Source organism: Bradyrhizobium sp. HKCCYLRH1034, from assembly GCF_051168375.1.
GTDB lineage: Bacteria > Pseudomonadota > Alphaproteobacteria > Rhizobiales > Xanthobacteraceae > Bradyrhizobium.
Map to the genome: position 1 here is coordinate 1 of NZ_JBNPUW010000025.1, position 18,485 is coordinate 18,485.

Consider the following 18,485-nt stretch of genomic DNA (forward strand, 5'->3'; position numbering starts at 1 on the left):
CCGATTGCCAATGTCGCGCCCGCGCTGCTCGCGAGGCGTGACCGCGTCCTCTGTGTGTCCGAACCGGCAGACGGGTTGTTGGGAAGGAGAGCATCGCTCGTCCGGAGCGTCGGCGTGCACTCAGCCCTCAACCATTGCCTGAACCCGGTTTTGCAACGGCTGTGCCAGCACGCGCACAGGGCCAAAACGATCATGTTTTAAAGGAGATGCGGAGCAATCCGGGCGCGATTGCGAGTTGTTGCAAACCCGACATCGGAATGCTTCGCAAGATGCGACGACGCGCGGCGCTGTCCGAAACGACACAACAGCGGTAGCTTTTCAGCCGGGCGGTGCCCGGAACGAGATTTGCTAGATCCCTTCTGCAGCCCTGCGGCACAGACGCTGACAACGTTGAGGAGGATGCCATGCAGATCGGAGTGGAGACGGCCAAGGCAGTGGACCAGCGGCGCGTGTTCGTGATCGACGACGACGAGATCACGCGCGCGGCCCTGCAGTTCATGTTGCACGATGAAATCGAGACCCACGAATTGGCGACGCCGGAGGAGGCGTACGAGAAGGGCGTCGACTGGCTGGCGCCGAACGTGGTGCTGCTCGGGGTTTCCTTCCTGAAGCAACGCGGCCCCGAGCTCGTCCGCGAGATCCTGGCGAAGTTCAAGGGCGTGCGCATTCTGATCGTGACCGCCAAGGCCGACGAGGCGATCGCGATCGAAGGTCTCAAGGCCGGCGCGCATGGCGCCGTGGTCAAGCCGCTCACGATCGAGGCGGTGCGCAAGAAGGTCGACACCATTCTCGGCCGCGCCGGCGGCGCGCAGCTGGTCCAGCTCGACGGTGCCTGACGTGACGACCGTCGTCTTCTACGAGAAGCCGGGCTGCGGCACCAACGCCCGGCAGAAGCTGATGCTGACGCGAGCAGGCCACGATGTCATCGCCAGGAACCTCTTGACCGAACCCTGGACGGGCGAGCGGCTGCGCACATATTTCGCCGGGACCCCCGTCTGGGCCTGGTTCAATCCGGCCTCGCCGCGCGTGAGATCGGGAGAGATCGAGCCAGAGACGATCGAAGCCGTCGCGGCCATCGACCTGATGCTCGAGGATCCGCTGCTGATCCGCCGGCCATTGATCGAAGCCGGCGGCCGGTGCTGCGCCGGCTTCGATCGTGAACCCGTCATCTCGCTGCTTCGGCAGGGCGACGGTCTGGAGGATGTCCAGGGCTGCACGCGTCCGGATGGGTCGACACCTTGTCCGGAGCCGCGTTGAGCGGCTCCATTCTGCAAGCTCAGCGCTTCAACACCATGACCAGGCGATCGACACGCCTGCCCTGCTTGAAGTGGGATTCGACGATCTCGTCGATATCCTCCGGCTTGGTCGGTCGATACCAGACGCCGTCCGGATAGACCACCATCATCGGTCCGGCGCTGCAGAAGCCGAAGCAGCCAGCGGCGGTGACGCCGATATCCGTCAACCGCTGCGCCTCGATGGTCTTGGTCAGCCGGTCCCACAGCGGCTGCACGCCGAGCGCGCCGCAGCTGCCGCGCGGATGCCCGGGCGGGCGCTGCGTCAGGCAGACGAAGGCGTGATGTTTGTAGAGCTGCGGAATCTCGAATGCGTCATCCGCCTCGGCGACATCGGCATCGCTCATGACGCAGACGCCTTGATACCCTTGTCGGCGAGCAGGGTCGCGAGCTCACCGGCCTGGAACATCTCGCGCACGATGTCGCAGCCGCCGACGAATTCGCCCTTCACATAGAGCTGCGGAATGGTCGGCCAGTTGGAGAACTCCTTGATGCCCTCGCGGATGAAGGGATCGGCGAGCACGTTGACGCTCTCGTAGGCCACGTCGAGCTTGGCCAGGATCTGTGCCACCGCGGCGGAGAAGCCGCATTGCGGCGCCGCCGGCACGCCCTTCATGAACAGCACGATGTCATTGCTGTCGATCAGCTTCTGAATGCGTTCGGATGTCGACATAGACTGGATCCTTTCCCTGAATGCGACCGATCAGCCCGGCCGCAACGATCATTTCGGCAATGACGTCTCGAGCGCCAGCGCATGCAGCACGCCGCCCATCTGGCCCTTGAGAGCCGAATAGACCATCTGATGCTGTTGCACCCGGCTCTTCCCGGCGAAAGCCTGTGAGGTGACGCGCGCCGAATAATGGTCGCCATCGCCCGCCAGATCCTCGATCAGGACGACGGCATCCGGGAACGCCTCCTTGATCAGACGCTCGATGTCCGTTGCTGCCATCGCCATCGCTGCCACTCCCGCTGGATTGATGAAGGCCTCATGCAAGCTCCGAACCAGTCATTTGCTCGCCGCGATCGCCGTCTCGTCTGCATCTGACGACGCGTCCACGCCAAATCGCCAAGCGTTGCGTCGTCTTTGCGACATCGGCCACGGCGCGGCGAAGAGGTGGCGTTCAAAATCCAACATCGGCCCGCTCTTCCGCCCGCCTCGTGCCGGCTCCGGCGCTGCTGCACCCGCGCGAAAACGGTCCGCGTCTTGCAGTGATTTGATCGAGGTCAATGCAGATGCTCGAACTCGTCAGCGAACCCGACACGATCAACTTCGGCGATCTGCCGCAAGAGATCGATGCGCTTTTGCAACAGGGCGTGGCGGCGTATCGCCGCGACCACGCGCAGGCGGATCGGCTGTTTCGCCAGGCGCTGGCGGCCGCTCCGCAGCAGCTTCCGACCTACTTCTGTCTGTACAAGATTCACACCTATCAAGGCCATCTCGACGAGGCAGAGGCGGTCGCCGAGCTGGGCCTTGCGGAAGCGGCGCGCCAGGCCGGCTGGCCACGGGATTGGCGGCACTGGACGCCGCATGATCCGCTGCCGGATGGCGCCGGCCGCTTCGCGCTCTACACGCTGAAGGCCCTAGCCTTCATCCATCTGCGCAAGACTGATTCCGACGGAGCAGCCGAAATGCTCGCGGCGCTGCGGCGACTCGATCCCACCGGCGCCGTCGGATGGCCGGTCGTCGCCGCGCTGGCCGAGGGGCTCGGTTCGGAATGAGGCGACGCCATGCATGAGCGAAACATGACTCGAATTCCAACGACCATCCCCCGGTGCGAACCAGGATCATGAGAGGAACCAACGCATGATGACCATGCACGCCCCGCCCCCTCCTTCCCCGGCGCAGAACGCCGTAGCGACCGGCTCCCAGAGTGCAGCCGAGAGCGTGATTGCAGCGTTGCGAACGGTCTATGACCCGGAGATTCCGGTGAACGTCTACGATCTCGGGCTGGTCTATCGAATCGCGCACGAGGGCGGCGGCGCGGTCGAGATCGACATGACCCTGACGGCGCCCGGCTGTCCGGTCGCAAGCGAGATCGTCCGAATGGTGGAGGACGCCGTACAGGCCGTCGACGGTGTGGTGTCGGTCAAGGTCACCCTTGTCTTCGAGCCGCCATGGGACAAGTCGCGCATGTCCGAAGAGACCGCCCTGGAGCTGGGTTTGTTGTAACGCGCGCCAACCGCGCAACGGAAGCAGGAGCATCACATGCCTACGGCGAGCACGATCAAGCTGACCGCCAGCGACGGCCATACCTTTCAGGCGTTTCGTGCCGATCCCGCCGACGCGCCAAAGGGGGCGATCGTCGTCCTGCCGGACGGCGCCGACGCTGCCGGCAAACTACGCAAGGTCGCCGATACTTTCGCCGCGAGCGGCTATGTCGTGATCGCGCCGGAGCTGTCGCCTCCCACCGCGATCGAAGCGGCAACGGAGGGCGAGCCGGCCGAGAGCGTGCCGGATCCGGCCGCACCGCTGCTCGCCGAGATCCAGTCAACGGTCGACAGCGTCAAGGACTGCGGCAAGGTGGCGGTGGTCGGCTTCGGCGCCGGGGGCGGTCTCGCCTATGACGCGGCCAACCGCGTCTCCGGCGTGGCCTGCGCAGTGAGCTACTACGCGACCGGTGTCGTCAACGCGGCCGGCGCCAAGCGCAAGATTCCGACGCTGCTCCATTTCGGCGAGGCCGACATCGTCGTGCCGTTCGCGGAGGTGACCATGTTCCGCGCCTATCATCCCGAGGTCAGCGCGTTCTCCTATCCGAATGCCGCGCATGCGTTCGACGGTGACGGCGAGACCTATGATGAATCTGCAGCTGCGCTGGCACATGACCGGACCCTGGCGTGGATCTCGCAATATGTCGTCGGGCAGCCGCCGATCACGCTGAAGAACGCCGGCGCCTATGCGCTCGCCAAGACCGACAAGAAAAAGAAGAAGAAAGCCGACGACGACATGGGACCGCTGGCCGATTGACAATCCGATGGAGTGAGAGCACCGCGATGCTGCCGACCACCATCCTGATCGACGAGCGGCCACGTTGCGTCGTGCGCCCCAACGACACCAAGGATCTCAACCGCTTCATCCGCAACGGCAAGCCTTTTCTGCTTGCCGAGGTGCCGGACGGCAGAATCACGCATCGCAATGCCAGCGAGGTCGAGATGATGCAATGGCAGAACGCCCTGGCGCTACACCGCGCCTGGGGTGGCGACGACGAGACCTTCTTCGGCGTGCCGTTGTATTAGTTGGATTGCGTAAGGTCGGCAAAGGCGCCACGGACGGCAGTGAATTGCACCATCGGAAGATCGCCATGCCCACCTTTCTGGTCCATCTTTTTCTGGTCCATCTTGCAGGCGAGACCGCCGGTGGGCGCGTTTCGCTTGGTCCAGCCTACGCGTCACGCCCTCTCCGTCATTGCGAGCGCAGCGAAGCAATCCAGGGTAACGCGGGCGACTCTGGATTGCTTCGTCGCCTTCGTCTCCTCGCAATGACGTCACCGCAGGCTCACGGCCGCGCGGCCCGAGCATCGTGCGGGTTGCCGGCGTGGTTGCGCATCCAGTCGGCGAGCTTGGTCATGGCGGCGTCGACATCCTGACGGGCCTTGACGTCGCTGACAGTCTCCTCGAGCGCGCCGCGCATGCACAGCAGCCAGGCGTCGCGCTCGGCATTGCCGATGGCAAAGCCCATGTGACGCTGGCGCAGCCGCGGATGGCCCTTCTCGGGCGAATAAAGCTTGGGGCCGCCCAGCCATTCGGAGAGATAGCGCTTCAGGATGTGCTTGATCGGCCCGAGATTGCGGCCGTGCATGTCGCGGATGCCCTTGGCCTCCGGCAGCGTATCCATTCGGTGGTAGAAGGATTCGACGAGACGGTCCACGACAACCGCTCCGCCGATCCGCTCATAGGGGGTCGCGACCGGCCCTGCGTCCGGAGTTCCGGTCTCTGAAGTCCCAGCGTCCGCCATCCGACCAGTCCGCCCTCTACTCATCCAAGCTCGGCTGCAGGATCACCTCGGCCGGAGCGCCCGGGCCCTGCTCTTCCACAAGCTGAAGCGCATCGACACGCGACAATCCGCCGCCGCTGTCCATCAGCACGATAGCGTCCTTCGGCATGCTGGCAAGAGCCTCGATCAGCTTGGCGACAGTCACGAGGCCTCCTTCACCGACGCATCCTGACCGGCGATGGGCGCGCCGGTCTCGTCAAAATTCAGCGTCACCGGATCCTCGTCGAGCATGACGATCTCGGCCCGGCTCAACGCCCCGCTGGCATGGTAGCTGTAGCTGTGCGTGAGCTCGATCTCGCCATAGACGATCTTTTCGAACCCGGTCAGCACGCCCGCGGCATCGAAATAGCCGCGGATGAACGTGTTGCGGTTCGACAGCTGCTCCGGCGCAATCGCAGTCACCAGCCGCAGCGGCAGCTTGACGCCCGTGTAGGAGACGAAGAATCGGCACGCCTGTCCCGCATCGGTGCTCATGCTGCCAACCGCGTCACGAAACAGCCGCGGTCTTCAGGGCCTCGATCTGCTCACGAGCCACCTTGAACACGCCGCGGCCGCCGGCGAAGGTCTGATAGGCCTTCATGCCGATGGCCTCGCTGAGCTTGTCGAACCACTGCTGCGGCGTCAGCCCGACCGGCCGCTCGCTGATCTCGGCGACCGTGCCATCATTGGCAAAGCGGACATGAAGCGTCAATTTGTCCATGTGATCCTCCTGTTACAGACCCGAGCCGAAGCCCAGAAGCTCGATCTTGACGTTCTCGGTGCCGAGGATCGTCGCCTGGCAGGCGAGCCGCGACTTCGAGCCGACGCCGACGATGGTGTCGAGCTTCTCGTTCTCGAGCTTGGTGACCTTCGACACGCCCTTGCGTCCCTCCTGCAGGAAGATGTGGCAGGAGCCGCACTTTGCCTGGCCCTCGCATTTGTGCGGGATCTCGACCTCGGCGCCGAGCAGCGCTGCCAGAATGGTGGTGCCCTCGCCCACCTCGATCGTCTTGCCGGAGGGCATTACCGTCAATGTCGCCACTTGGATTCTCCTTTTCGGTTTGAACTTAGAACTTCTCAGTAGATCGCGGCGCCCGCCCCGACATTGACCGAGGCGTCCTTCATGGTCGCGACGATGAAGGCGATCTGATCCGTGGCGAGATGAACGTGGAACGGCAGGGCCACCACACGATCGGCGACCTTCTCGGTCACGAGATAATCGCCTCGGCGATAGCCCATGTCGAAATAATGCCGCTGCAGATGCAGGGGATTCGAATAGGCCACGGCCTCGACCTGTTCGACCCTGAGATCCTCGACGATCGAATCCCGGCTCGACTTCGAGAACCGCGTGCCCAGATGCACCTGGTAGAGAAACCAGTTCACCTCGGTGACATCGGGCCCGACATAGGGGTCCTTGATGCCCTCGAACGACTGCACCTCGCTGTAATAGATCTGCTCGATCAGCTTGCGCCGCTCGAGGATCTCGTCGATCCGCCGCAATTGTGCCAACCCGAGCGCGGCGGTCACGTCGCTCATCACCGCCTGGTGCGACGCGCTGCTGCTGACCACGACCGATGCGCGCTCGTCGAGCCGGTGCGAACGGTGCCGACGCACGGCCACCGCGATGTCGACGTCGTCGGTGACGACCATGCCACCCTCACCACAGGTGAGCGCGAAAGGCTGCGAGAAATCGAACACCGCAGCCGTACCGAATGTACCGACCAGCGCCCCCCTGTATTTCGAGCCGATGGCCTCGGTCGAATCCTCGATGACAGGCAGATTGCGGGTCTTCGCGATCGCCTGCAGCTCCGACCATTTGGCAGGATGGCCGTTGGTGTTGCCGGCCAGGATCGCCTTTGTCCGCTCCGTGATGCGCGCCTCGATCTTGCTCGGCGCCAGCGTGCCCGAGTAGTAATCTATATCCGCAAACACCGGCTTGGCGCCGACAATGCTGATGGCATGCGCGATCTCGCGGAACGAATACGACGACGTGATCACCTCGTCGCCCGATCCGATGCCCATCGCTTTCAGGACCAGGACCAGGCCAAGCGTTCCGCTCGGGACGGCAATGGCGTATCTGCGCCCGAGATAGCTTGCGAATGCCGCCTCGAACTCCTCGACCAGCGGACCGCAGGACAGCCGCGGCGATCGCAGCGCCGCGTCCACGGCGGCAATCTCGGCCGTGGTAATGTCGGGATCAGAGAGCGGAATGAAGCTCGCCTCGACCGGCGTAAGCTCCGCTTCATCCTGCTCCTGCCGATCGGCGTCATGCACCAGATAGGGCTTGGTCATGCTCAGCTCCGCTTGGCCAGGATCAGGCCGGTGGCTTTGGCAAGGTCATCGGTCACACCCGCGCAGTGGTCGCTGGCGTCGAGCAGATGCAGGTCGAATGCCGGATAGCTGCGGAACGGCGCTTCCGTGACATCGGACGCGTCACAACGTGTCAGTACCAGCCTTGGAAAGCGGCGGCGCAGCTCGCCGAAGGCCGCGCTGCCGGCGTCGGGTCGCTCGAGGACCTGCGCGATCTCATTCAATTCCTGTTCGGCCAATGCCACGTCACCCGTCCTCTTCGCTCTACTGCCAGAAGATCCGCTCAGGGTCCGCGTTCAGCTCGTCGACCGCCGCGGTCAACCGCCGATGCAGACTGTGCAGCTCCCACGTCCCCTGCGCGTGATCTCTCCAGAACAGCTTCCACATCGCATTCGCGGGATCATGGCGCAGCAGCGCGACGTCGATCACCCCGCCGTCCTTGTCGATGTTGCGCGAGCAGCAAGGACTGCGGACGTGATAACCCTCGTCGACCGGCGACACCGTCGGCTCGACATAGCGGTAGCGCTTGCGTGACTTCAGCGCGCGCGCGATCCGCTTGCGATCCAACTCGTTGGGATGCGCGGGCAGGACAAAGCTGGGCTTGAGCGCGGTTGCAGCCATCGTGGATCATCGCACCTCAACCGGGACGATCTCCTCTTCGAGACAGCCCACGACGAGCTGCTCGCCGAACTCGACGAGATAGATCGGCATGTTCGCCTCGGTGTGGGTGCCGACCTGGACGATCTCACCCATATCGCCGACTCCGACCAGCTTGGCTTCGGCCGGCGCGTTCGGGAACGAGCCGTCATTGACGAGGTCGATCAGCGCCTTGACACGCTGGCCCCATTGATATTTCGGCAGGCGTGGCTCGATCATGATCTGTATGCTCCCGGCAGTGGCAGCTCGTCCTCGGTCTCCCCGCGGGGCACGGTGGATTCGAGCTCCTTGCGTTTCATGCCGACGCGGTTCCCGCTTTCGAGAAACTCGACGCCGTAGATGTAGAACTGCTGCAGGAAGGTTCCGATCGAGACGACGTAGCCGATCTCGCCCTTCTTCGCGAGGATCTCGCCGATTTCCTTGCCTGCGTAGGTGCCGTCGTTGCGGATCGTGCGCTTGGCCTTGACCTTCTCGCCGAACGTGAAGTACGGCGGCGCCGACAACTCCACGACCTCGCTGTCACGAACGATGTTGCTCATGCCGGTTTCTCCATGGCAGCTCCGAAGCGGTTCGCGAGCCGGTCGCGCGCCATCTCCTGCACCAGCGGGTCCTCGTCGCGCGCAAGCTCCGCGAGTTCACTGAGCGCGATCCGGCTCGCAACCTCGTGACGCACCCGCCAGTCGGCGTCCTTGCGCATCGCGGTGAGGAGATCCGGCGCGAGGCGCTCGGCGATCTCGAGCCGCACCCGTGGATCTGGGTCACTGATCATGCCGAGCAGCCAGTCGCTGGGGATGCGCCGCGCGACGACGCGGCGTACCTCGGCCTCCGGGTCCCCCATCATGCGGCCAAGCACGGACGGCACGATACGGCGCGCCACGACCAGGCGGACGTAATAGTCGTCGTCCATCATCATCGGCATCAGGTCTTCCGGATCGAGCACGGTCGCGATTCGAATGCGGACCTCGCGATGCGGATCATGGCGCAGCCGGAGCACCAGCCGCTTCGGCAACCGCCGCGCGGCGTTCCAGCGCACCGTCTCCTCGGGATCGTCGAGCAGCGGAGGCAGAAAGAACGGGCTGGCATGCTTCGCCGCGATAGCCCGCACCTCGAAATGCGGATGCTTGACGTAGCCGTTGGCGAGCGCCGGATTCCAGTTGAAGAAGCGGTCGATGCGGCGGGCGTAGCGGTCGTGCACGCAGGCGTGCCGAAGGCGACAGCCGCCGGATGCGTTGAGCTGCGCGTGCTCGCAGCCCTTACAGCTGATGTCGTTGCCCTGCCAGTCGATGGCCTCGTCGATGTCGTCATTCATCGTCGAGCTCCACCCGGTCGACCACCTCGAGCAGGACGCGTGCGCCGATCTTATCGCTGGGATCGAGCTCGAGCAGCTTTTGCACCGCGAGCCGTCCCTCGACGAGATTGCCGAGGCGCATCTGCAAATAGGCGTATCCCTTCAAGGTGAACATGAAGAAGCGCGGCAGCATGTTGTCATAGCTGCCGAACTCGGCATGACCGGCGCGAACGTCGCGCCAGTGCGGCGGCAAGCAGTTTTCGGCGGCCGCCTTGGCGAGGCATCGCTTGGCGATGCGCAGCGCGTCGGCGAGCCGTCCCTTGTAGAAATAGAACCGGTAGAAGCCGATCAGGACCGCTGCATGCCCAGGCGCCAGCGCTTCCGCCTCTTTCAGGTGCGTCTCCGCGACCTCGTCGAGATGATAGCTCTGGCCCGCCTGCCACAGATGATACTCGGCTTCCTCCGGCAGGCCGCCGCCGAGCAGCGCGTCGGCGAGCAACGCGTCCTCGATGGCGGTCTGAGAGCTGGGCCGGGCATCGGTGGGCATGGCGGGCTGTCCTAGTGCTCCAGCGCCTTCAAGGCGTGGGTCGAGCACGAAACCTGCTTCGGATCGTGAAACACGAGGCCGGTCTGCGTCGCAGTATCCGCGAAGTCGATGGTCACACCGTCGAGCAGCAAGCGGCTTTCCGCCGGCAGAAACAGCCTGACACCGTCGCGCTCGACCACGGCATCACCGGGCTGCGGCGTGGCGAGCACGCTGATATCGGCCGCAAGGCCGGAGCAGCCGCCGGGCGACACCGCGAGACGGAAGCCGGAGCCCGCGGTACCGTCGGTTCGCAGCATCATTCGCATGAATTTTTGCGCGGCAGGCGTGAGGGTGAAGTTCATCTCGGTCTCCCTCAAGCCGGCGGCTGGTAGCGCGGGAACGAATTGTCGATCACGCAGGTGTTGTCGACCGGGCAGACCGCCGCGCATTGCGGCTCGTCGAAATGGCCGATGCATTCTGTGCACTTCTTCGGATCGATCACGAAGGTGCCGTTCTTCTCCGAGATCGCCACGTTCGGACATTCGGGTTCACAGGCCGAGCAGCTCGTGCACTGCGAGGCAATGATCTTCAAGGTCATCAAAGGCTCCTGTCGAAGGGGCCCGGCGACGCAACAGCGTCGCCGGGGTCTGGTGTCACGCCGCCGAAATCAGGGCGCCCTGGCGAATTTCGGCGTCACCGCGCACGACGTGCTGGATTTCGCCGCTGTTCACCTTGTCGAGGTAGTCCTTGAACCAGGCGATCGCGGACTTTTCGATGAACTCGTGCGCGAACTGATCGACCGGCTCGATGCCCGCGGCCAGCAGGTCGCTCTTCGGGCAGCCGCCGATCTTGGCCACGAACACCGCATGGCAGTCGTTGATGGCGCGGATGACGGTCTCCAGGCTGTCCTCGTCGCCATAGCCGCCCTGGCAGTACAGGTCGACACGGCGGTGACCGACGAACTTGGCACCGGCGGTGGAGAGCTCGTAGACCTGGAACTCCTTGGCGTGGCCGAAATGTTCGTTGATCAGGCCCGAGCCCTTGGTCGCGACCGCGATCAAGAGCTTGATGTCGCTCGACTGGCCGGCGAGCGAGGCGAGCTCCTCCTGCTTCGCCACGACCTTGGCGACACGCTCCTGCTCGACCGCCTCCTGATAGGCCTTGCGACTGTCGATATCGTAGTTCACCTCCATCGCCATGATCTTGTCGGTGGTGAATTCGGCCGAGCGATCCTCACCGAGCAGGCCCACGGCGTCCGCGCGGCACTGGCGGCAATGCCGCATCATGTTCATCTCGCCTTCGCACTCGTCCTGCAGCGCCTTCAGCTCCTGCGCGGTCGGACCGCGCTGGCCGGTCAAACCGAACACGGTGCCGTGCTCCGGCGACGAGATCAGCGGCATGATGTTGTGCAGGAACGCGCCGCGCGACTTCACCGCCTTGTTGACCTCGACGAGGTGCTTGTCGTTGACCCCTGGGATCATCACCGAGTTGACCTTGCAGAGGATGCCGCGCTCGGTCAGCATCTCCAGGCCCTGCAACTGGCGGTCGGTGAGCAGCTTGGCCGCCTCGACGCCGGTGTAGCGCTTGTGCTTCCAGAAAACCCAGGGATAGATCTTGGCGCCGATCTCGGGATCGACCATGTTGATGGTAATCGTGACGTGGTCGACGTTGAAGCCGGCGATGGTGTCGACGTGGTCGGGCAGCGCGAGACCGTTGGTCGACAGGCAGAGCTTGATGTCCGGGGCGGTCCGGGCGATCAGCTCGAAGGTCTTGAACGTCTTCTCCGGATTGGCGAGCGGATCGCCGGGACCGGCGATCCCGAGCACGGTCATCTGCGGAATGGTCGAGGCAACGGCGAGCACCTTCTTGGCCGCCTGCTCCGGCGACAGCTTTTCGCTGACGACGCCCGGACGCGACTCGTTGGCGCAGTCGTATTTGCGGTTGCAGTAGTTACACTGGATGTTGCAGGCGGGCGCGACGGCGACGTGCATGCGCGCGTAGTGATGATGCGCCTCCTCGCTGTAGCAGGGATGGTTCTTCACCTTCTCCCAGATCTCCGGCGGCAGGTCGTTCTCGCCGGCGCCCGAGCCACAGCTCGCCTTGCCGCTGCCGCCCGAGGTGCCGCAACCCTTGTGTTCCGCGATGGTCTGCATCACCGAGCTCAGCTTGTCGCCGTCCGGTATCGTCGCCTGTTCGTGCTGCACTGACGCGTCCATGTCCGCTCCTTAACGTTGCTGGCGAGCCGCAAACCGCCTTGGGCTAGGGTTCAGCAACTCGCGTGCCACGCCGCGGACAAGATCATTTCGTCAGACTATCAACGCCTTAGCCAAATCATCGCGCCTGTCGCCTTGCCAACATGCGAAAGGCTCTCGTTTCGGGCGTTGTTAGAAACGTTACAGACTCGAATTGGGACACAGGACGAACGGCAAAGCAGCGCAGCTTGCGGCCGCGCTGTTCGATTTCCGGTGTCGTGGTTTCGCTCAGCCGCCGATGATGATCTCGGTCGCGCGGGCCAGCGGAATCGCGATCGGCGTCAACCGCTCGGCGATGAAGAACTTCAGCTCGTTCTTCGACAATGAGTCGGGCTCGACCAGGACGTAGTGATCGGCGCCGGAGCGCTTGATGACCTGGCGGCCATAGGTGCGCAGCAACTGGTCGTTGAAGCGGCAGCCGATGAACAGGAAGCTGCGGTCGGTGCGCCGGTCCTTGACCGTGTCGGGTATCGGTGTCTGGATATCGATGTCGGTCAGCACCTCGACATAGTCGGCGTCGGTGATCAGGAAGTTCCTGGCCGGCGTGATCCCGCCATGCGGCTTGTAGAGCAGCGTAGTCCAGCTTGCGGCCTTCTCACGATCGCTCTCGGCGCCCGCGGCGTCGTAGAAGCGATACCAGCGGTCCTCGCCGATTCCGGCCCGCGTGATGCCCTGCACCTCGCCCCAATCGCCGCGCCCGGCGAGCGCGGCTCGCATTGCGCCGTCATACCAACTGTCGACGATCATCGGCAGCGGCAGCGACGCCAGATGCTGCTGCAGCGGTGTCGGTGCAACGGGCGCGGCAAAGGCTTCGGCCATCAGCGCCGTCACCGTCGAGCGGTGGCGCGTGCTCTCGATGTGCTGGGCTGAAGCCCACGCATTGCCCTTGGCTCGGCGCGGCAGCGCCACTTTGGTGCCGAAGAACGCGGCCAGCGCTTCGGGATTCATCGGCACCGTGGCGCCGGACTGCTCCGACACGGCGGGACCGAGGAACGGGACGACCTTGCCGGCCTTCAGTCCGGCGACGACGTCCTTGAGCAGGGCCTCGGCATCGGCCTGCTTGACGATGTCGATATGAGGAAGTGGCGCATTCATCACTCGTCCCCTTCGCCACCGCGCTTGCGCGCATTGATCGTGATCGGCAGCCGCGTGTCGGCAGCCATCTGCGGCAGTTCAAGGACCCATCCGTTGGCGATGCGGATCCAGCCGCCCCACAAGGACTCGTGCTCCGACTCGACGATGGGCTCCTCGAGATCCTTTTTGGGGACGTAGATCGACAGGCCCGTTTCCGGCGAGCGGCGGATCATGACTTTCATTGCGTGAGCTCCGTAGGGCGAAGGGCGTCCGCCGATGGCGATTGACGATGCTGCAGCCAGGCCGGCGAGGTCTCGCGCAGCCGGCCGACGATGTCGGGCAGGATCTGCAGCATGCGATCGATGTCGTCGTCCGTGGTGTCGCGCGACAGCGAGAACCGGACAGCCCCGCGCAGCAGGTCCGGCGGCACGTTCATCGCGCGGAGCACGTGCGACGGCTCCATCGAGCCGGAGGCGCAGGCCGAGCCGAGCGAGGCGGCGATACCGGCTTGGTTCAGCCGCATGACGATCGGCTCGCCCTCGAGATGCTGGAAGGCGATGTTGGAGGTGTTCGGCAGCCGCGCAGCGAGGTCGCCGAGCACGACGCAATGGCCGACGCTCTGGAGGATGCCCTGCTCCAGCCGGTCGCGCAGCGCGCGGACGCGGCCCTGCTCGTCCGCGAGATGCTTTGCCGCCAGCTCGGCCGCCTTGCCGAGCCCGATGATGCCCGGCACGTTCTCGGTGCCGCCGCGCCGGCGGCGCTCCTGCGGGCCGCCGCGCAGCAGCGGCGCGAACGGTGTGCCCTTCCGAACATAAAGCGCACCGATGCCCTTGGGGCCGTGCAGCTTGTGGCCGGACAACGACAGCATGTCGACGCCAGCGGATTTCAGATCGATCGCGATCTTGCCGGCCGCCTGCACGGCGTCGGTGTGAAACAGCGCGCCGGCCTCATGCGCGAGCCTGGCCAGATCGGACACCGGAAACAGCGTGCCGGTTTCGTTGTTGGCCCACATCACCGAGGCGATCGCCGTGCGCGGGCCGAGCGCGCGCTTGTAAGCCTCGAGATCGAGCCGGCCGGCCGCATCGACGCCGATCAGATGCACCGTGAGGCCGCGCTTGCCGCTGAGATACTCGACCAGCGACAGGATTGCGGGATGCTCCACCGCCGTCGTGACGATCTCGTCGCGACCGTCCTGCGTCTCAAGCGCCGACAGCAGCGCGGTGTTGTCGGATTCCGTCCCACCGGAGGTAAAGACGATCTCGTGGTCGAAGGCGGCGCCCAGCAGCGCCTGCAGGCTCTTGCGCGCCTGCCTCACGGCCCCGGCGACCTCGCTGCCGAAGGCATGCGAGGATGAAGCATTGCCGAACTGGTCCGTAAAGAACGGCAACATCGCCGCGACGACCTCCGGATCGGCTCGTGTGGTCGCGTTGTTGTCGAGATAGACCGGACGCAAGGCCGCTCCTTAATGCCGCGCCTTGGCTGCGCCGGCCACCGGAACGAGGCGGACGAATTCGCCGAGCTTCTCGATCATGCGCGCCTGGATGCCCTCCAGCGTCGCGCTGGCGAGCTTGCAGAAGATGCAGGCGCCGGCGAGCTTGACCATGATCTTGTTGCCGTCAATCTCGACGAGCTCGCAATCGCCGCCGTCGCGCTTGAGGTTCGGACGGACCTCCTCGATCACGGCCCGGATGATCCGCTCGCGCTCGCTCATCTGCGACGGCGCTTCGACGATGCCCTGGGATTCGACCAGCATGGTTTCACTTCTCGCGTGTTGGATGATCGAGCGAAGACTCAAGCGAACGACTTGCCGCAGCCGCAGCTCGACTTGGCATTCGGGTTCTCGAAGGTGAAGCCGGAGCCCTCGAGCGCGATGACGAAATCGATCGTCGTGCCTTCGAGATATTCGAGGCTCTTGTGATCGACGAGCACGCGCACACCCTCGCGCTCGATCACGGTGTCCTCCGGCTCGCTGCCGCTGACGAGGCCCATGTTGTATTTGAGCCCGGCACAGCCGCCGGCTTCGACCATGATCCTGAGGCCGTCGACCGGCTTGTCGGAGGTCGTGATCGCGTTGCGGACCGCATTGATGGCGCTGTCGGTCAGGTTGATCATCATCGTCTCGCCTTTCCCATTCGGCTGTTGTGAACGGAATTGGCAAGTCTCATGCCATGCAGCAATCGCCTGAAAGACCTCAACTTTTCATGTTGTCGCTGTGGCGTTTCCGACGCGTGTCGGCTTTCCGACAGGCGCTGTTCACGCCGTGTCGCGCGGGCGTCGGCGCGATGTCGGGGCGCAAACCCGACAATCGACTGGCGCGAGAGGCAAAAGAACCAAGCAAATCAAGCTGCAACACACACCGGCAGACAATTTGCATCACGCCCCTTTCGACCGCGCCGTGCGGCGAACGGCTGACAAGGACATGCGAGGGGATTGCTGATGACGACATTGGAGAAGACGGTTGCGATCGAGACCACCGCGCTCGCGCAGCTCGACAAGGAAGGGCGGCTGCTGAACGCCGTTCTCAAGGCGCCGACCACCAAGCCGGGACGGTTCGGCTTCCGCGGCGATATCGCGCTGAAGTTCCAGACCCAGGTTGCGGACGAGAAGCGTCCGCCGGACTTCTCGATCGAGCAGGTGCTGACGATCGCGCAGGACGGTGCATCGACGATCCCGGTGCTCGTCGGCTACATCCACTCGCTGGCCTATCTCGAGACCGCGGCCGAGGTGCTCAAGGGCCTGCTGACGCCGGACGGCAAGTACTTCATGTTCTGCAACAACATCGATCTGCTGGCGAAGTACCGCATCAAGATCGACGACATCACCTTCTACGTGCTGCCTTGCGACGAATCCACGGTCTGGAAGGAGATGCTGGAGCTGCTGTCGATCGACAAGAACGACATCAAGAAGCTCGATACCGCCGGCAAGCTCGACTACGTGCTCGACGCCGCCAAGGACTTCAGCGAGAACTACGATCTCGTGCCCTACGCGGATGCACTGGCCAGGATGGAGCCGGTCAAGAACCGCAACGAGAACCGGCCAGTCTGAGACCGTCCGTTTCTTCAAATTCAAGATGAAGTCCCGGCAGTTTCCGTCGGGACTTCACCGCGATCGCCGCCTCAGCCGTCCTCACACTGCAGGCCGGTCTCACCCTCTTCCTCGTCATCCTCGACCAGGGTCACGCCGGTCACGCAGATGTCGCCATCCAGCACGCTCAGCGCGACCGGCGTCAGGCTCTCGCCCCTGCACGGGCCATCGACGCAGAGCCCGGTACCGATCTCGAACAGCGAGCCGTGCTTGCCGCAGAGGATGCGAAGGCCGTTGCCGTCCAGGAACTGATTGCGCTCCCAGTCGAGATTGACCTTGTCGTGCGGGCACATGTTCAGATAGCCGAACACCTGCTTGCCCCAGCGGATCACGAAGATCGGCCACGGGCGGTGGCTGCCGTCCTCCGCGACGATCACGAGCTGGAAGCCCATGGCGCGGCGGCTCGGAATGTCGTTGAAGCTGCAGATGGCGTAGGCGACGTCGGTCGTCATGTCGGGCCTCATCGATGTCTGGCGCATCTCCGACACGGCCGCTTCGGCGCAGCAGGAGCGACGGTCGGCTCGCTTGCGAGCCGCGTTGCAAGATTCGCGCAACTCCGCCTGTCCGCCTCGCCTTCTTTGCTGCTGCGATAGACTGGCACAGAACTTGAAAATTTCTCCTGCAAAGGCGCCTCTTTGTAAGGAGATCGACATGAACGTGGCACTGGAATTCGTCGAGAGCTCGCTCGACGACATCAAGGCGGCATTGGAGGGCGGCACGCTGACGGTCTACTCGGTGGCGCGTCCGATCACCGCGGACAAGCCGGTCGACCGCAGCGGCGTGCTCGCGACCTTCACGTTCGGCTCGCCCGCCTTCGGCGCCGCGGTGGATGGCCTCGAGCAGCCGAACTTCGTCGCGACGTCCGTGCCGGCGGCCACCGTCGGCACGCCCGGCTTTGCGCGGGCGCGCAAGGCGGACGGTACTACCGTCGCCGATTTCTCCGCCGGCCCAGGCGAGCGCGAAATCAAGTTCACCGAAGTGTCGTGCTCGCCCGGCGCGCCGGTCACGGTCGCGACCTTCAAGATCGTCGCCGAAGGCGGCTGGCCGGAGCGTCCGGAATACTACGACACCCATCCACGCCCGGGCTATCCGATGCCGAAGACGCTCTGACGCCCGCAAGCGCGTCAGTCATCCTGTTGGCTCTTCAAATCGCGAGCGCATGCATGAGCACGGATCCCTCGAGCACCCTGGTCAGCTCCGACTGGCTGGCACAACATCTTTCCGATCCCGCCACCAAGATCCTCGACTGCACCTGGCACCATCCGAGCACCAACCTGGACGGCCGTACGCAATACCGCGGCCGGCACCTGCCGGGCTCAGTGCATTTCGATATCGACCAGGTCGCCGACAAGTCCAACCCGCTGCCGCACATGCTGCCGTCAGCGGGCGATTTCGCCCACAAGGTCGGGCTGCTCGGCATCAGCAATGCCGATCGCGTCGTCGTCTACGACCGTCACTATGGCGGCTCGGCCGCGGGCCGCGTGTGGTGGATGTTCCGCGTATTCGGGCACGACAACGTCGCCCTGCTCGACGGCGGCTTCGGCAAATGGACCAAGGAGAAGAGGCCGGCGGAGATGACGCCGGTGCGCCCGGTGCCGGCGAGCTTCACGGCCAGCTTCCAGCCCGGCCTGGTCGCGACCTCGGCCGACGTGCGTCGCCTGCTGCAGGCCGGCGGCCAACTCATCGATGCGCGCGGGCCCGGCAAGTTCGACGGCACGCAGGCAGACGTGTTCACCTTCAAGCGCCAGGGCCACATTCCAGGTGCCATCAACCTGCCCTGGGCCGATCTGGTCGATCCGGACTCCGGCGTGCTGCTGGCGCCCGACGCGCTCACCGCACGCTTTACGGCCGCGGGCGTCGATCTGAACAAGCCGATCGTTACCACCTGCGCCTCGGGCATCACCTCCTGCATGCTGGCGTTGGCGCTCTACCGGCTCGGCGTTCCGAACGCCGCCGTCTACGACGGCGCTTGGGCGGAATGGAGCCAGCTCGACGACACGCCGGTCGCGGCGTGATTTCAACGACGGGAGCA

Annotated in this window: 35 protein-coding genes; 10 read left to right on the forward strand and 25 right to left on the reverse strand. The window is 64.6% G+C overall.

Features of this window, described 5'->3' with window-relative positions:
• The 3 genes from ACQR0W_RS33135 to ACQR0W_RS33145 all read left to right on the forward strand — a co-directional run.
• Nucleotides 1-201: hypothetical protein (locus ACQR0W_RS33135; RefSeq protein WP_434840905.1), on the forward strand; the 201-nt coding region annotated here is incomplete at its 5' end.
• Nucleotides 202-404: 203 nt separating this feature from the next.
• Nucleotides 405-836, forward strand: coding sequence for a response regulator transcription factor (locus ACQR0W_RS33140; protein ID WP_316169741.1), 432 nt, complete (start codon nucleotides 405-407; stop codon nucleotides 834-836).
• Nucleotide 837: 1 nt separating this feature from the next.
• On the forward strand, nucleotides 838-1,257 hold the full coding sequence (locus ACQR0W_RS33145; RefSeq protein ID WP_315825162.1) for an ArsC/Spx/MgsR family protein: 420 nt from the start codon (nucleotides 838-840) through the stop codon (nucleotides 1,255-1,257).
• A 19-nt stretch (nucleotides 1,258-1,276) separates the two neighbouring features.
• On the opposite strand, the gene ACQR0W_RS33150 is transcribed toward ACQR0W_RS33145, so the two are convergent.
• From ACQR0W_RS33150 to ACQR0W_RS33165, 4 genes are read right to left on the reverse strand one after another with little or no spacing between them, the layout of a single operon-like run.
• Complete coding sequence (locus ACQR0W_RS33150; protein ID WP_316169742.1) at nucleotides 1,277-1,639, reverse strand: (2Fe-2S) ferredoxin domain-containing protein; 363 nt, start codon at nucleotides 1,637-1,639, stop codon at nucleotides 1,277-1,279.
• Nucleotides 1,636-1,965, reverse strand: a complete 330-nt coding sequence (grxD, locus tag ACQR0W_RS33155; RefSeq protein ID WP_315752861.1) for a Grx4 family monothiol glutaredoxin — start codon at nucleotides 1,963-1,965, stop codon at nucleotides 1,636-1,638. Before grxD ends, ACQR0W_RS33150 begins: the two co-directional genes overlap by 4 nt.
• A gap of 48 nt (nucleotides 1,966-2,013) precedes the next feature.
• On the reverse strand, nucleotides 2,014-2,247 hold the full coding sequence (locus ACQR0W_RS33160; RefSeq protein WP_315768831.1) for a BolA family transcriptional regulator: 234 nt from the start codon (nucleotides 2,245-2,247) through the stop codon (nucleotides 2,014-2,016).
• Between the two features lie 51 nt (nucleotides 2,248-2,298).
• Nucleotides 2,299-2,520 carry a hypothetical protein gene (locus ACQR0W_RS33165; protein WP_316169743.1) on the reverse strand — a complete coding sequence of 74 codons (222 nt, stop codon included), beginning with the start codon at nucleotides 2,518-2,520 and terminating at the stop codon, nucleotides 2,299-2,301.
• Here ACQR0W_RS33165 and ACQR0W_RS33170 point away from each other — a divergent pair.
• The 4 genes from ACQR0W_RS33170 to ACQR0W_RS33185 all read left to right on the forward strand — a co-directional run bounded on the left by ACQR0W_RS33170 (nucleotide 2,520) and on the right by ACQR0W_RS33185 (nucleotide 4,526).
• The gene (locus tag ACQR0W_RS33170; protein WP_316169744.1) at nucleotides 2,520-3,011 is read left to right on the forward strand and encodes a tetratricopeptide repeat protein; all 492 of its coding nucleotides are present in this window, start codon (nucleotides 2,520-2,522) and stop codon (nucleotides 3,009-3,011) included. The two genes, ACQR0W_RS33165 and ACQR0W_RS33170, sit on opposite strands and share 1 nt — an antisense overlap.
• Nucleotides 3,012-3,099: 88 nt before the next feature.
• Nucleotides 3,100-3,462 (forward strand): iron-sulfur cluster assembly protein, encoded by a 363-nt coding sequence (locus ACQR0W_RS33175; RefSeq protein ID WP_315752901.1) that lies wholly within the window; start codon nucleotides 3,100-3,102, stop codon nucleotides 3,460-3,462.
• Nucleotides 3,463-3,498: 36 nt separating this feature from the next.
• The gene (locus tag ACQR0W_RS33180) at nucleotides 3,499-4,257 is read left to right on the forward strand and encodes a dienelactone hydrolase family protein (RefSeq protein ID WP_315825165.1); all 759 of its coding nucleotides are present in this window, start codon (nucleotides 3,499-3,501) and stop codon (nucleotides 4,255-4,257) included.
• A 26-nt stretch (nucleotides 4,258-4,283) separates the two neighbouring features.
• Nucleotides 4,284-4,526, forward strand: coding sequence for a hypothetical protein (locus ACQR0W_RS33185; protein ID WP_315752858.1), 243 nt, complete (start codon nucleotides 4,284-4,286; stop codon nucleotides 4,524-4,526).
• A 259-nt stretch (nucleotides 4,527-4,785) separates the two neighbouring features.
• On the opposite strand, the gene ACQR0W_RS33190 is transcribed toward ACQR0W_RS33185, so the two are convergent.
• The 20 genes from ACQR0W_RS33190 to ACQR0W_RS33285 all read right to left on the reverse strand — a co-directional run bounded on the left by ACQR0W_RS33190 (nucleotide 4,786) and on the right by ACQR0W_RS33285 (nucleotide 15,481).
• Complete coding sequence (locus tag ACQR0W_RS33190) at nucleotides 4,786-5,244, reverse strand: group II truncated hemoglobin (RefSeq protein ID WP_315752857.1); 459 nt, start codon at nucleotides 5,242-5,244, stop codon at nucleotides 4,786-4,788.
• 16 nt (nucleotides 5,245-5,260) lie between these two features.
• Nucleotides 5,261-5,428, reverse strand: coding sequence for a hypothetical protein (locus tag ACQR0W_RS33195; RefSeq protein WP_316169745.1), 168 nt, complete (start codon nucleotides 5,426-5,428; stop codon nucleotides 5,261-5,263).
• A complete protein-coding gene (locus ACQR0W_RS33200) occupies nucleotides 5,425-5,757 on the reverse strand; it encodes a DUF6156 family protein (RefSeq protein WP_315752855.1) in 333 nt (110 codons plus the stop codon). The genes ACQR0W_RS33195 and ACQR0W_RS33200 overlap by 4 nt, the downstream gene beginning before the upstream one ends.
• 13 nt (nucleotides 5,758-5,770) lie before the next feature.
• Nucleotides 5,771-5,983 (reverse strand): hypothetical protein, encoded by a 213-nt coding sequence (locus ACQR0W_RS33205; RefSeq protein ID WP_315713111.1) that lies wholly within the window; start codon nucleotides 5,981-5,983, stop codon nucleotides 5,771-5,773.
• A gap of 12 nt (nucleotides 5,984-5,995) precedes the next feature.
• The gene (locus tag ACQR0W_RS33210) at nucleotides 5,996-6,304 is read right to left on the reverse strand and encodes a 2Fe-2S iron-sulfur cluster-binding protein (protein WP_315752853.1); all 309 of its coding nucleotides are present in this window, start codon (nucleotides 6,302-6,304) and stop codon (nucleotides 5,996-5,998) included.
• A 35-nt stretch (nucleotides 6,305-6,339) separates the two neighbouring features.
• Nucleotides 6,340-7,554 (reverse strand): DegT/DnrJ/EryC1/StrS family aminotransferase, encoded by a 1,215-nt coding sequence (locus ACQR0W_RS33215; RefSeq protein ID WP_316169746.1) that lies wholly within the window; start codon nucleotides 7,552-7,554, stop codon nucleotides 6,340-6,342.
• Nucleotides 7,555-7,556: 2 nt separating this feature from the next.
• The gene (locus ACQR0W_RS33220) at nucleotides 7,557-7,817 is read right to left on the reverse strand and encodes a hypothetical protein (protein WP_315752851.1); all 261 of its coding nucleotides are present in this window, start codon (nucleotides 7,815-7,817) and stop codon (nucleotides 7,557-7,559) included.
• 19 nt (nucleotides 7,818-7,836) lie between these two features.
• Nucleotides 7,837-8,193 (reverse strand): DUF3024 domain-containing protein, encoded by a 357-nt coding sequence (locus ACQR0W_RS33225; RefSeq protein WP_315713117.1) that lies wholly within the window; start codon nucleotides 8,191-8,193, stop codon nucleotides 7,837-7,839.
• Nucleotides 8,194-8,199: 6 nt separating this feature from the next.
• Entirely contained in the window at nucleotides 8,200-8,448 is a 249-nt protein-coding gene (locus tag ACQR0W_RS33230) for a nitrogen fixation protein NifZ (RefSeq protein WP_315752850.1), read from the reverse strand.
• Nucleotides 8,445-8,768, reverse strand: coding sequence for a nitrogen fixation protein NifZ (locus ACQR0W_RS33235; protein ID WP_315752849.1), 324 nt, complete (start codon nucleotides 8,766-8,768; stop codon nucleotides 8,445-8,447). Before ACQR0W_RS33235 ends, ACQR0W_RS33230 begins: the two co-directional genes overlap by 4 nt.
• Nucleotides 8,765-9,538: a 4Fe4S-binding leucine-rich repeat protein gene (locus ACQR0W_RS33240; protein WP_315752848.1), complete on the reverse strand. Its 774-nt coding sequence runs from the start codon at nucleotides 9,536-9,538 to the stop codon at nucleotides 8,765-8,767. Before ACQR0W_RS33240 ends, ACQR0W_RS33235 begins: the two co-directional genes overlap by 4 nt.
• Complete coding sequence (locus ACQR0W_RS33245; RefSeq protein WP_315752847.1) at nucleotides 9,531-10,064, reverse strand: hypothetical protein; 534 nt, start codon at nucleotides 10,062-10,064, stop codon at nucleotides 9,531-9,533. Before ACQR0W_RS33245 ends, ACQR0W_RS33240 begins: the two co-directional genes overlap by 8 nt.
• Nucleotides 10,065-10,075: 11 nt before the next feature.
• Nucleotides 10,076-10,405 (reverse strand): HesB/IscA family protein, encoded by a 330-nt coding sequence (locus ACQR0W_RS33250; protein WP_315713125.1) that lies wholly within the window; start codon nucleotides 10,403-10,405, stop codon nucleotides 10,076-10,078.
• 11 nt (nucleotides 10,406-10,416) lie between these two features.
• Entirely contained in the window at nucleotides 10,417-10,641 is a 225-nt protein-coding gene (locus tag ACQR0W_RS33255; protein WP_006609676.1) for a YfhL family 4Fe-4S dicluster ferredoxin, read from the reverse strand.
• A gap of 55 nt (nucleotides 10,642-10,696) precedes the next feature.
• Nucleotides 10,697-12,259 (reverse strand): nitrogenase cofactor biosynthesis protein NifB, encoded by a 1,563-nt coding sequence (gene nifB, locus ACQR0W_RS33260; RefSeq protein WP_315752846.1) that lies wholly within the window; start codon nucleotides 12,257-12,259, stop codon nucleotides 10,697-10,699.
• Between the two features lie 264 nt (nucleotides 12,260-12,523).
• On the reverse strand, nucleotides 12,524-13,390 hold the full coding sequence (locus ACQR0W_RS33265) for an SIR2 family NAD-dependent protein deacylase (protein WP_316169747.1): 867 nt from the start codon (nucleotides 13,388-13,390) through the stop codon (nucleotides 12,524-12,526).
• On the reverse strand, nucleotides 13,390-13,611 hold the full coding sequence (gene nifT / locus ACQR0W_RS33270; protein WP_315713133.1) for a putative nitrogen fixation protein NifT: 222 nt from the start codon (nucleotides 13,609-13,611) through the stop codon (nucleotides 13,390-13,392). The genes ACQR0W_RS33265 and nifT overlap by 1 nt, the downstream gene beginning before the upstream one ends.
• Complete coding sequence (nifS, locus tag ACQR0W_RS33275; protein WP_316169748.1) at nucleotides 13,608-14,822, reverse strand: cysteine desulfurase NifS; 1,215 nt, start codon at nucleotides 14,820-14,822, stop codon at nucleotides 13,608-13,610. Before nifS ends, nifT begins: the two co-directional genes overlap by 4 nt.
• A 9-nt stretch (nucleotides 14,823-14,831) precedes the next feature.
• Entirely contained in the window at nucleotides 14,832-15,122 is a 291-nt protein-coding gene (locus ACQR0W_RS33280; RefSeq protein ID WP_315713137.1) for a NifU family protein, read from the reverse strand.
• Between the two features lie 38 nt (nucleotides 15,123-15,160).
• Nucleotides 15,161-15,481 carry a HesB/IscA family protein gene (locus tag ACQR0W_RS33285; protein ID WP_257170758.1) on the reverse strand — a complete coding sequence of 107 codons (321 nt, stop codon included), beginning with the start codon at nucleotides 15,479-15,481 and terminating at the stop codon, nucleotides 15,161-15,163.
• 324 nt (nucleotides 15,482-15,805) lie between these two features.
• Here ACQR0W_RS33285 and ACQR0W_RS33290 point away from each other — a divergent pair, with 324 nt between their 5' ends.
• A complete protein-coding gene (locus ACQR0W_RS33290) occupies nucleotides 15,806-16,414 on the forward strand; it encodes a hypothetical protein (RefSeq protein ID WP_315825171.1) in 609 nt (202 codons plus the stop codon).
• Nucleotides 16,415-16,485: 71 nt separating this feature from the next.
• On the opposite strand, the gene ACQR0W_RS33295 is transcribed toward ACQR0W_RS33290, so the two are convergent.
• Entirely contained in the window at nucleotides 16,486-16,905 is a 420-nt protein-coding gene (locus ACQR0W_RS33295) for a Rieske (2Fe-2S) protein (protein ID WP_316166078.1), read from the reverse strand.
• A 199-nt stretch (nucleotides 16,906-17,104) separates the two neighbouring features.
• Here ACQR0W_RS33295 and ACQR0W_RS33300 point away from each other — a divergent pair, with 199 nt between their 5' ends.
• Entirely contained in the window at nucleotides 17,105-17,563 is a 459-nt protein-coding gene (locus ACQR0W_RS33300) for a hypothetical protein (protein ID WP_315768856.1), read from the forward strand.
• Nucleotides 17,564-17,616: 53 nt separating this feature from the next.
• A complete protein-coding gene (locus ACQR0W_RS33305) occupies nucleotides 17,617-18,468 on the forward strand; it encodes a sulfurtransferase (protein ID WP_315752840.1) in 852 nt (283 codons plus the stop codon).
• Nucleotides 18,469-18,485 lie beyond the last annotated feature (17 nt).